Genomic DNA, 5,753 nt, shown 5'->3' with positions numbered 1-5,753 from the left:
GCAACAAAATCATTTGAAACAATGACATCTCTACTATGCCGGATAAAACAGATTCCGCAAAAGATCACCCATGCCATCAAAACAACACCCATGATAATCAATATAATTACATGCGATTCCAAAAGCATCCCCTTCTTTCTGTTTAGATTTTTTTTGATTTCAAAATCGTCTAAAAGCTTCTTTGATCTTCTCAATACAACGATCCACGTTTTGAGAACTGTACCCGCCTTTAAATAAAGTCTCTTTAAATATGTTTGTCTACTACTGGCTAAAGTATTGATATCAAAAATAATGTGCGATTCTATAGATCCAGACTGTTTTCTTTTAATAGAAAATCATAGATACTCATTGTCACAATGCCATTTTCATCTCTTTTGACATTCACAATATCTTTGACAATGATTATTTTCTTAAAAGAATCTGCAACGTTTATGAGCGAAGTTTTTTCTTGTATCTGTTTTTCAGGTGTCGGCATACTGAGCGCTGATTGGATGTAGTATCTTTGACTTCCTAAATTCGCAACGAAATCGATCTCCAGCGCTTTCCGAATTTGCTTTCCATTTTCACTCATTTCTCTTTTTTCTACGACTCCTACATCAACACTATATCCCCGATATCTTAATTCGTTATAAATGATATTTTCCATAAGATGCGTTTCTTCGACTTGTCTAAAGCCGAGCCTTGCATTTCTAAGACCGATATCTTCAAAATAGTATTTTAAAGGCGTTCCGATATATTTTCTGCCTTTGATATTATACCGTTGTGCTTTAGAGATAATAAAGGCATCTTCCAGGTATTCAATATATTGTCGAATCGTATTTATACTTATCGCTGATCCAATAGAGCTTTTGAAAGTAGCCTGGATCTTAGGAGGATTGGTCAAAGAACCAATAGCTGAAGCTAGTACATTGATTAGATCTTCTAATTCCTGAGTCTTTTCAATATGGTTACGTTCAATAATATCTTTTAAATAAGTCTCATTAAATAAATTGGTTAGATAATTTACTTTTTGAGTTTCTGTTTTCATAGTCGAAATAAGCGGCAGTCCGCCATAAACAATATAATCCGCAAAGCCACGATACATGTCTCCGTCATATACTTGCATAAATTCTTTGAAAGTGAGTGGGAAAACATGAATCTCGTCACCTCTGCCTCTAAACTCCGTGATCACATCTTTTGACAAGAACTTAGAATTGGAACCCGTTACATAGATATCGACATTAGAGATATGTAATAAAGAATTGAGAACTTCTTCAAAATCATTGAGCATCTGTACTTCATCTAAAAGAATATAGTATTGTTTATCGTCCTCAATAAGAGTTTCGATATAATCAAGAATGACATCCGGATCCCGGTATATCCGATTTTTTCTTTGATCTAATTCGATCTTGATAATATGAGATTCCAAAACACCCTGACTTAAAAGATACTCATAAAACAGTTTAAACAATAAGTATGATTTCCCAGATCTTCTTATACCGGTCACAACTTTGATCATTCCGTTGTTCATGCGATTGATCAAATCTCTTAAGTATTTATCTCTAGCTATATTCACAAGGTTCACCTCACTGATTATTTTTGTCACATTTGCCGTTTTTAATCAAAAGAACAACTATTTCTTTTATTATGGTCTCTGCCAGATGGGAAATCAATATTTATATTGACTTTTTTTGTCACATTTGCCACTTTTAATCAATTCTCTTAATATACGAAAATCTGCAAGAATGAAAACAAGGATTGTGTGTTTTTATATTGCTGTGCAGCAACCGTATTTTCAGGACACAGGATTTTAATTTTTAATACCATTCTACCGGTTTTGTTTCAATAAATTGATAAGTTCTGATTTATCTTTCTTACACACTGCATAAAAATCCATATACGCATCTTCATCAATGATTGGAATATTGATTCGATTCTTAATGGAATTTGCATTCATACTTATATTTGTAACGAAACTAGGAATTGATGAATACTCCGCAATTTCTTTTAATTCATTAGGATCACTTTGTTTTAAGAAACGCGATTTATTCATATGTTTGTCTAAGATGCTAGTCCAACACCCTATATCTGAAGATAAAAGGAAAGTTTGGCCATCTATATCACTAAAGTGAATGCTTTCTTTAAATCTTGATAAAAAATGCGTTTCAGGGACTGAAACATACAGATGTTCGGTCATTACCTTTCTGCATACCACATTATCAATGCTTATCGGGTTATTAACAAAGACGATATCATAGATATTGTTTAAAAGATTCTTTAAAAGATCTTTTTCATCTTCTGTTGAAACGGAAATCTTTTTATTCAAACTGGTCGGCGCAAACAATGAAGGAAATTTGAACATTGGCCCAGGGGCTGTTAAGCCTATATTTAAGCTTTGATTCTTTTCTTTTAAATCTTTTGCTTTAGTTTCTAATTTATTGATCATCATCATGATGTCTTTAGCATAATAAAGAATTTCTTTACCATCATCATTGAGTGTAATCTTATTCCCGGTTCTGTCAAAAATAGTGAGATCAAGTTCAGCTTCAAGTTTTTGCATTGCCTTCGATAAAGACGGTTGCGATAAGTGTAAAATTTCACTGGATTTCAATAGTGAACCTGTCTCTGAAAAAACGATAAGATAGGATAAAAGCTGGGAATCGATCATATTAACACCTCTTTCAGTATTCGATTTTATTATACTATCTTTCTAAATCGATATAAACGTTTTAAACATCGACATATTACAATGCAAGTGGAGGTGATGAAGATGAAGACGCTTATAGCTTATTTTAGTTGGTCAAACAACACCAAAAAGCTGGTTGATAAGATCAATGAAAAGAAAAAGTATGATGTCATTCGAATCGAAAGAGCGATTCCTTATTCCGATGACTATGACATCTGTGCTTACAAAGAAGCGAAAGAAGAAGTAAACAAAAAGATTCATCCAGCAATCAAGCCGTTGGACATTGATTTTGGCAACTACGATCAGATTTTGCTGTTTTTCCCAATTTGGTGGTATACATTTCCAATGCCGATTGCCACATTTATTGAATCCATTAAAGGTTATAAAGGAAAAGTGTATATTTTTGCCAACAGTTATACTAATGATCCGCAATATATGATCAATAGCATGAAAGATCTTAGAAAGATTGATCAAAATATCGAGTTTAAAGAAGGATTATTCAACAAAAGTGAAGAAGAACACATTCAATTTATAGAAAGCGAGGAGATTTAGAATGGAAACAATGAAACTTTATAATGGTGTAGAGATTCCAGCTAACGGATTTGGTGTTTATCAAGTCAGTAAAGAAGACTGTAAAGAAAGTGTCTTAACAGCCTTAAAGACAGGTTATCGTCATATTGATACAGCGCAATCTTATTTCAATGAGAGCGAAGTGGGAGAAGCTTTAAAAGAAAGTGATGTTCCAAGAAAAGAGATCTTCTTAACGACTAAAGTTTGGATCGATAATTATGGAGAGGGTAAGACCTATGATTCGGTCGTAGAGTCTTTAAAAAAATTGCAAACAGATTATTTAGATCTTATTCTTTTGCATCAGCCGGTGGGTGATTATTATGCGGCTTATCGTGATCTTGAAAAGTTATACGAAGAAGGTAAAGTACGGGCAATCGGTGTGTCAAACTTTTATCCAGACCGGTTAGTTGATTTATGTATGTTTGCCAAGATCAAACCAATGGTCAATCAAATCGAAGTAAATGTCTTTAATCAACAGGTCGAAGCCAAGAAATGGGCCGACAAATATGGTGTTGTTCTTGAAGCTTGGGCACCGTTTGCGGAAGGTAGAAACAACATGTTCCACAATGAGGTTTTACAAGCAATCGGAGAAAAACATAATAAGAGTGTAGCTCAAGTGATTCTTAGATGGTTGTATCAAAGAGGCATCGTATCTTTGGCTAAATCTGTGCACCAAGAAAGAATCAAAGAAAACTTTGATATCTATTCGTTTGAACTTGATAATGATGATATGAAGAAAATTGAAACGCTTGATACCAAGACATCTTCTTTCTTCAGCCATCAAGATCCAGGCATTATCGAATGGTTTGGTCAACTGATCCAGGAAAGAAGACAATAAGATGTTAAAGAGATTTGTATCATTGCTTACCGCTATTTTGATGATCTTCTCTTTATGTGCCTGCAGCACAGATGAAAGTGTTGAAGAAACCAGCTCGCACAGTAATGAAATAAACGCAATTGTCGTTTATTATTCAGCTACAGGAAACACAGAAAAAGTAGCCCAAACAATTTCAGATCACTTCGATATTCCTATCTATGAATTAGAACCTGTGGACCCTTATAGCGAAGAGGATCTAAATTACAGTGATGAGCAAAGTCGAGTTTCTATTGAATACGAAGAACATATAAATGGGGATTTAGAAGTTGAACTTACAACTACTGATTTTGATGAATTTAGCGATGCCGATTATATCTTTTTAGGAGCTCCTGTTTGGTGGCAAGAACTGAGTTGGGTTGTCGAAGATTTTGTGAAAGAAAATGATTTCTCGGATAAGACGATCATTCCATTTGCGACATCTGCATCATCTGATTTCAATCTCGATAACTTAACTCCGCTTGCGGCTAATGCCGATTGGGGCGAAGCAAGAAGATTTAGTTCAAATGTCGATGAAGATGAGATCATCGAATGGCTGAACGAACTCAACCTAAGTTGAAAAGAAAACGCAGGAGGTCAGCAATATGAAGTGTGATAACAAGGGAGTCTTTGAAAAACAAAATGTATTTGGTATGGGTGAGGCAAATACGACATATGCTAAATATTTTATCGGGGAATCATTTTTGAATCCCTTAACCGATCCTCAAAGTGACCTTTTCGCTGCTAACGTTACCTTTGAACCGGGTTGTCGAAATAACTGGCATATTCATCATTCGACAAAAGGTGGCGGACAGCTCCTTCTTTGTACCGCTGGTGAAGGTTGGTATCAGGAAGAAGGAAAATCTGCAGTCGGGTTAAAAGCTGGAAGTGTTGTAATGATTCCGCCAAATGTTAAACATTGGCACGGAGCAAAAAAAGATAGCTGGTTCTCTCATATCGCCATAGAAGTACTGGGTGAAAACTGCGACAACGAGTGGTATGAACCTGTAACGGACGAAGAGTATAATAAGCTGTAGGGAGGTATTAGATATGGCTATAAAACAAACGGCAGGAAGAGATTCTTTGGGAGAATTTGCCCCTAAATTTGCTGAGCTTAATGATGATGTGCTTTTTGGGGAAGTGTGGAGTCGAGAAGATAAACTATCACTTAGAGATCGATCGTTGGTTACCGTAGTTGCTCTCATGGCTCAGGGACTAACAGATGAATCTTTTCGTTATCATTTAATGAGTGCCAAGAAAAACGGCATTACACGTGAAGAAATTGCTGAGATCATTACTCATGCTGCGTTCTATTGCGGCTGGCCTAAGGCCTGGGCGGTGTTCCGTATGGCAAAAGAAGTCTGGAGCGATAAAGAATAAGGAATCTTTAATCATTCGATTTTGAATAAAACAATCTAAGCACGCTAGTAGCACGCAAAACTCTTTAAATAGCCTTTATTTAAGGGACTACACAGTTAACAAAACGTTAATTGTTATGTTGAAAAAAATCAAAAAAGAACATAAAAGGAAAGAAGGGATGTTTTTGGCACCAAATGTAATTATACTGATCATCATGGGTGTTGTTTTGATGGTATGGGTGATCTTTTGCGGGATCTGTTTTATCCGGCATAGCAAAGATGTCATTGTTTCAAATGATTTTGTTGC

At 35.3% G+C, this 5,753-nt stretch carries 6 protein-coding genes and 1 pseudogene; 5 read left to right on the top strand and 2 right to left on the bottom strand.

Going from position 1 to position 5,753, the window contains the following annotated elements; all coding sequences use genetic code 11:
• Positions 1-301: 301 nt before the first annotated feature.
• Together HMPREF0367_RS09655 and HMPREF0367_RS09650 are read right to left on the bottom strand one after the other, a co-directional pair.
• The gene (locus HMPREF0367_RS09655) at positions 302-1,585 is read right to left on the bottom strand and encodes an ATP-binding protein (protein ID WP_248660684.1); all 1,284 of its coding nucleotides are present in this window, start codon (positions 1,583-1,585) and stop codon (positions 302-304) included.
• Between the two features lie 222 nt (positions 1,586-1,807).
• A complete protein-coding gene (locus HMPREF0367_RS09650) occupies positions 1,808-2,647 on the bottom strand; it encodes a LysR family transcriptional regulator (protein ID WP_035403766.1) in 840 nt (279 codons plus the stop codon).
• Positions 2,648-2,749: 102 nt separating this feature from the next.
• Here HMPREF0367_RS09650 and HMPREF0367_RS09645 point away from each other — a divergent pair, with 102 nt between their 5' ends.
• From HMPREF0367_RS09645 to HMPREF0367_RS09625, 5 genes and pseudogenes are all read left to right on the top strand, one after another.
• Complete coding sequence (locus HMPREF0367_RS09645; RefSeq protein ID WP_035403756.1) at positions 2,750-3,217, top strand: flavodoxin; 468 nt, start codon at positions 2,750-2,752, stop codon at positions 3,215-3,217.
• Position 3,218: 1 nt separating this feature from the next.
• Complete coding sequence (locus tag HMPREF0367_RS09640) at positions 3,219-4,073, top strand: aldo/keto reductase (protein WP_035403754.1); 855 nt, start codon at positions 3,219-3,221, stop codon at positions 4,071-4,073.
• A 1-nt stretch (position 4,074) separates the two neighbouring features.
• The gene (locus HMPREF0367_RS09635; protein WP_051335249.1) at positions 4,075-4,668 is read left to right on the top strand and encodes a flavodoxin; all 594 of its coding nucleotides are present in this window, start codon (positions 4,075-4,077) and stop codon (positions 4,666-4,668) included.
• A 25-nt stretch (positions 4,669-4,693) separates the two neighbouring features.
• Positions 4,694-5,125, top strand: coding sequence for a cupin domain-containing protein (locus tag HMPREF0367_RS09630; RefSeq protein ID WP_035403752.1), 432 nt, complete (start codon positions 4,694-4,696; stop codon positions 5,123-5,125).
• Positions 5,126-5,138: 13 nt separating this feature from the next.
• Positions 5,139-5,465 (top strand): annotated as a pseudogene (locus tag HMPREF0367_RS09625) (carboxymuconolactone decarboxylase family protein); the annotation flags it as partial.
• Positions 5,466-5,753 lie beyond the last annotated feature (288 nt).

Origin of the sequence: Faecalitalea cylindroides ATCC 27803, assembly GCF_000469305.1 — a bacterium.
GTDB lineage: Bacteria > Bacillota_I > Bacilli_A > Erysipelotrichales > Erysipelotrichaceae > Faecalitalea > Faecalitalea cylindroides.
This window is presented reverse-complemented; position numbering and strand designations above follow the sequence as displayed.